This window comes from Bacteroidota bacterium (assembly GCA_016195025.1).
In the GTDB taxonomy this organism is placed as follows: Bacteria; Bacteroidota; Bacteroidia; order Palsa-948; family Palsa-948; genus Palsa-948.
Map to the genome: position 1 here is coordinate 1 of JACQAL010000031.1, position 5,077 is coordinate 5,077.

At 40.0% G+C, this 5,077-nt stretch carries 3 protein-coding genes; all 3 read right to left on the minus strand.

Annotated features, from left to right (window positions below; all coding sequences use genetic code 11):
• Positions 1-2,592 (minus strand): hypothetical protein (locus HY063_06025; protein ID MBI3501335.1); only part of this gene is annotated, 2,592 nt, incomplete at its 3' end.
• An 18-nt stretch (positions 2,593-2,610) separates the two neighbouring features.
• Positions 2,611-3,852, minus strand: coding sequence for a T9SS type A sorting domain-containing protein (locus HY063_06030; protein MBI3501336.1), 1,242 nt, complete (start codon positions 3,850-3,852; stop codon positions 2,611-2,613).
• Positions 3,853-3,855: 3 nt separating this feature from the next.
• Positions 3,856-4,965 carry a hypothetical protein gene (locus HY063_06035; protein MBI3501337.1) on the minus strand — a complete coding sequence of 370 codons (1,110 nt, stop codon included), beginning with the start codon at positions 4,963-4,965 and terminating at the stop codon, positions 3,856-3,858.
• Positions 4,966-5,077 lie beyond the last annotated feature (112 nt).

Consider the following 5,077-nt stretch of genomic DNA (forward strand, 5'->3'; position numbering starts at 1 on the left):
AGATTCCCAGAGCCCCCTTCCAAAAGTTGCAGCTCGTATTTTATTAGCCGGATAATTTATTTCAAGTTCACTTACCACTACATTAGGGAATCCATTATTAAAAGGAACCCATGCATTCATGCCTGCATTTCTATAATATACGCCAGCATCAGTACCTACATATAAACCATCATTGCTTCCTTTTTCATAGACAATGGTATTAACAGGGAGATACGGAAGACCATTTGAATAATCTGTCCATGGATTTGTTATATTGGTGCCATCGTACGCTAGTACTTTACCATTTGAAGAATATCCAGAGCATGCTATCCAAATTTTTTCTGGATTATTAGGATGAATAGCGGTGTAATTAATAGAAGCATTTAATGGAGATATTTCCGTCCACGATCCTCCGCCTTGCGTTGTTTTAAACAAGCGGGAACGTTGCGGGCTACAATAACTTAACAAAGGTGCCCAATCATAATTTGTTATAACATAAATATAATTATCATTTGATGGCGCTATAGCAACATGATGAATAGGACCGCAAGTTAAGTAAGGACCCTGAATACCAGATTTTGATACCCAAGTATTTTCTATACAAGTTGGGGGAGGAGAACCACAAGCCTCATATTGATTTAAATTTGTTTTTTCCCACAAGTCATTATAGCCAATAAACATCTGGTTTGTATTTTTATCTAAGGTAAAGGGTGTATCAAAAGATTCATCCCATGCCCAATACGGTTTACCGAAAGCATTTTTAAGAGCCAATATATGAGTTGTTTTATCATAATTATAATGGTCAATTGCTCCTTTGAAATTCGAAGAAAACATATCAACATTATTATCTGCTATCACTGCTTCCATCCCATCACCGCCTCCTGCATTTTTCCATTTCTGACCTGATGGTAAACTATTATCAAAAAGCCATGACCCTTCATCAAATTTTCCGATTAAAACCAAATCAGGGTCTGTTGCCGAAGCGCCCAAATTTATAACTGCACCCACACCTAATCCACTGCTTATGTTTTGCCAGTTAGGAATACTTGGATTAGTCGGGTTTGTTTTCACAGATATACCGCCATCTGTAGCCATATAGAGCAAATTTGTAACTGGCGAAAACTGCAAATCATTTATATCGGAATGATTGTTAAATATATTACAATAACCACCATTGCAATATGGAAAACTCTGTCCTTCGTCTATGCTTTCAAAAGCATCCTGCTGCCCGACATCAATTTCATGTTTAGTGCCGCTATTTACATTTTTTGTAGGAGAAACTGCAAGAGATAATCTGTCTGTGAAATACCCTCCATAATCAGGGCGTACACTGGTTGAAAAATTAAATGGATAGTAGTTTCCCCCTATTCCATAATAATCGCAATAGGTATTACTGCAAGATTTACTGGGGAAAGGGTTCCAGCAAGCAGTGGTAGTAGGCGACCCGCTTTGTGTCCATTTGCTGCCATCGTAAATAAAAAACCAATAATACCTATCCGTATAATTATTATTGCATATTGGATTATTCGGGTCAGGATTTTCAGTTATAATAGAAGCATACAGATAATTCGGGGCATCGGGCGTTACAGCCAATTTAATTCCGTCAACATTTGTTCCCAAAGGAAACTGCGCTGTGTTGATGAAATCAAGTCCAGAATTTCCCCCTGTCATTGAATTCCATGTAACACCTCCGTCTATTGACTGGAAAATATCCGTGCCGCCTGCGTATACTGTACCGGAATTGGTTGGGTGGTAAACCACACTTTGCATGTATTGACTTCCAATTGAAGAAACAAAATTCCAGTTGCATGCGCCATCAGCATTACTTGTATAAAATAAACCTTCTGATGTAGCCGCAAAAATTTCGCTGAAAGGATAATGGGGTGTGGGATTTATTGCAAACTGTGTTACGCTTGTTAAACTGAATTGAAAACCCAGCCCGGAATTTACCTGCGACCATGTTTGTCCATCATCCTGTGAGCGATAGATGCCTGCAGAAAGAAAAGAAACACCGTTACCTGTTCCCGCAAAAATATTATGATACTGAGGCGAATGGGAATTCAAGTTATTGTCAACGCTTAGCGCAGATACATTAAGCAAGGCAAATTGTTTATCGGTATTCAGATTACTCCAGTTTTGCCCTCCGTCTGTGGTTCTCCAAACCCCTCCGTCCCAAGAACCCGCATAAATGGTATTGGTATTGCCAATGCCTGTGCCATTAAAATCAGGATGAAAAGCAATGCGAAGAATGCGGCCATGACCTCCTATGCCAGTAACGGGACCAAGTTCCGTCCAGTGTGAAGAGTTTGAAGTGGAAGAAGTATTTGGACTAGTTGAGAAAAAAGAATTAAGCGCATTTCCGGCAACTTTAAAACTGCCGGTAGGGTAAAGGCGCGGAGACCAGAATGATTCCCATTGCTTAAATAATGCATACGGACCATCGGGGTTTGTAGTATCTGCATTCAGCAATTTGCTGCGAAAGTGATTGGCAATATCATAATAATTCGTGTCCTTGATAGCGCTTCGTTCAAGAAATTGAGAATATGAAAAACGTATGGACAATAAAAAAATTATCGGAAGAATTATTTTTAAAAAGTAAAGTTTATTCTGCATGTGCAATTAAGTGTATTATTATTTTGTTACAATAAATTTCTCTGCTTCTGAAATGCAATTTTCCATATCTGTTAGTTTGCAAAAATATATTCCTGAATCAATTTTTTTTATGTCTATAACTATTTGCTTGCTTTTGCCATTTTTATCCTCGTATACTTTTTCTCCCCTTACATTGTATATTTCTATCTTGAATGTATTCCTGATACCGTTTGCTGTTACATGCAATAATTCGCTTGCAGGATTAGGAAAAACAGAAATGCTAATCAGGTTGTGTAATTCATTAACCCCCACAGTGCAGGTATCGCAATATTCCCAGAAATCCTGTCTTGAAGCATTAGCATCCATTCCTGTTCCTATATATCCTTTGTTGCCGATTGAAAAACCGACAGCATATATTCTTGCCGTTCCGCCAAAATTTGATTTCTGTGTCCACGTATTATAGGCAGGTGAAGCGGTATCTCCATCCCATTCCCAAAAATCTTGCAGCAGAAGAGGTATAGTATAATTCTCGCCCACGCCAATATATCCTTTAGTCCCTATTGAGAAACCTACGGCAGCATCTCTGCCCATCAAGCCAAAAACTGCTTGCTGTGTCCATATATTTTTAGAAGGGTCATATTCCAATAAATCATTGCCACTATTGCTTCCGCTTAATCCCGTTCCAATATACCCCTTTGTGCCTATTGAAAAACCAACAGCCCATTCCCTTTCTGTTTGCAGACCTAAGTCAGCTTTCTGCGTCCATGTGTTATACGTGGGTGAAGCGGTATCTCCATCCCATTCCCAAAAATCTTTTGTTTCGATTCCATCATCCCCTGTTCCTATATATCCTTTTTTACCGATTGAAAAACCAACAGCATAGTATCTTGCCGTCCCCCCAAAATTTGCTTTCTGCGTCCATATATTTGTTGCCTGGCTCCATTCCCAAAAATCACTTGTGCGACCTACTATGCTATCCGCCCCAGTACCAATATATCCTTTTGTACCGATAGAAAAACCCACTGCGCCAAGTCTTGCCGAACCACCAAAACTTGCTTTCTGCGTCCAAATATTTGTTGCATGGTCCCATTCCCAGAAATCTTTATGATGAATGCCATTGCCGTCATATCCTGTTCCTATATATCCTTTGTTGCCAATTGAAAAACCAACAGCCAAATGTCTTGGACCTCCTCCAAAATCAGCTTTTTGCGTCCATACTCCCTGGGCTGAACAAGTAAAAAATAAAGAATAAAAAACAAATAGTAAAAAAACTTTTTTCATTGCTTATTTCTTTTTCAATTCATCAATTTGTTTTTTCAGAGCATCAAGTTCGGTTTTTAGTTGTGTGTTTTCTATTTCCAATTTTTCAATTCTCTCGTCATGCTGGTATAAATAAAGTTCATGCTCCTCAAGATTCTGTAAAAGCCCCATAGTGAACTCCCCCATGTTTTGTCCCTTTTGCATTTCAGAAGCAGAAGCAATATTGAACAAATGCTTTTGAGGTAAAACTTTTTCTTTGCGATGCTTTATAGGAAGAAGATTGTAATTGTTTTCAAAGACAAAATCACAGCCAGAAACACATACTTTTACTTCTTTTGCCTTGATTGTGCCCGTAACCTCCAAAGGATATGCAGGAGTTGCAGTTCCAATTCCAACATTCCCATTCGTAAGAATCCGCATTTGCTCTGTGTTGTTTGTTTTGAAAATTAAATCAGCAGCATTTGTCGAACCTAAAAAACAATTTGCAACCACATTTCCGTCTGTCCTCCAAAATGGGTCTATGCAAGAAGTGGGTGGTCCCTGAACTTTCAAATTTCCATTTGCATCCGTAAAAACAATCCTATCCCCGCTCCCCGCCAGATTATTCACCGTCAAACTATTTATATTCCCCGTGCTTTTCACCGTAAGCGTGCTGGTCTGCACATCGGTGGCGGCAAGAATTCCGTTGCTGGCAAGGTTGCCGAGAATGGAAGTGTTTCCGTGCACCTCAACCACGGGTGGTCCGCCCGGAACAATGGGAAGCGGAGGACCAATTCCAACGGGAGGACCCACATGAATGATTCCGATTACATCTACATTATTAGGAAACCGCGCGTTTCCGAAACCAAGTTCAAACGCTTCAGTAGGAGTGATGCCGATTCCTATTTTTCCATCGGGCGCAATGTGAAGCCGGTCCTGCCCCATGGTTTTAAAAATCAAAGGCGCCTGCACGGTTGTATTACTGAACCCGATGAAATCGGTGCTCGCGCTCTGAGTGGTGGATACATTCCCGGTAGTCAGCCACGGTGATTTGCTTTGGGTTTGCGCTTTACATCCCCCTGCGCCCCCTTCAAGAAGAGGAAAAATACCGAGAGAAAAAATAAGGAGTGCGGAAGGGAGGAGAAGTGTTTTCATGTTATCTGTTTTAAAGGTGAGCAAAAAAAGAACGCGGTAAATGTACGCTGTAAACTATAAATGTCAAGGTAGTTAACCGGTTTTTAGACGAATACCTTAATTTCTTCGATGG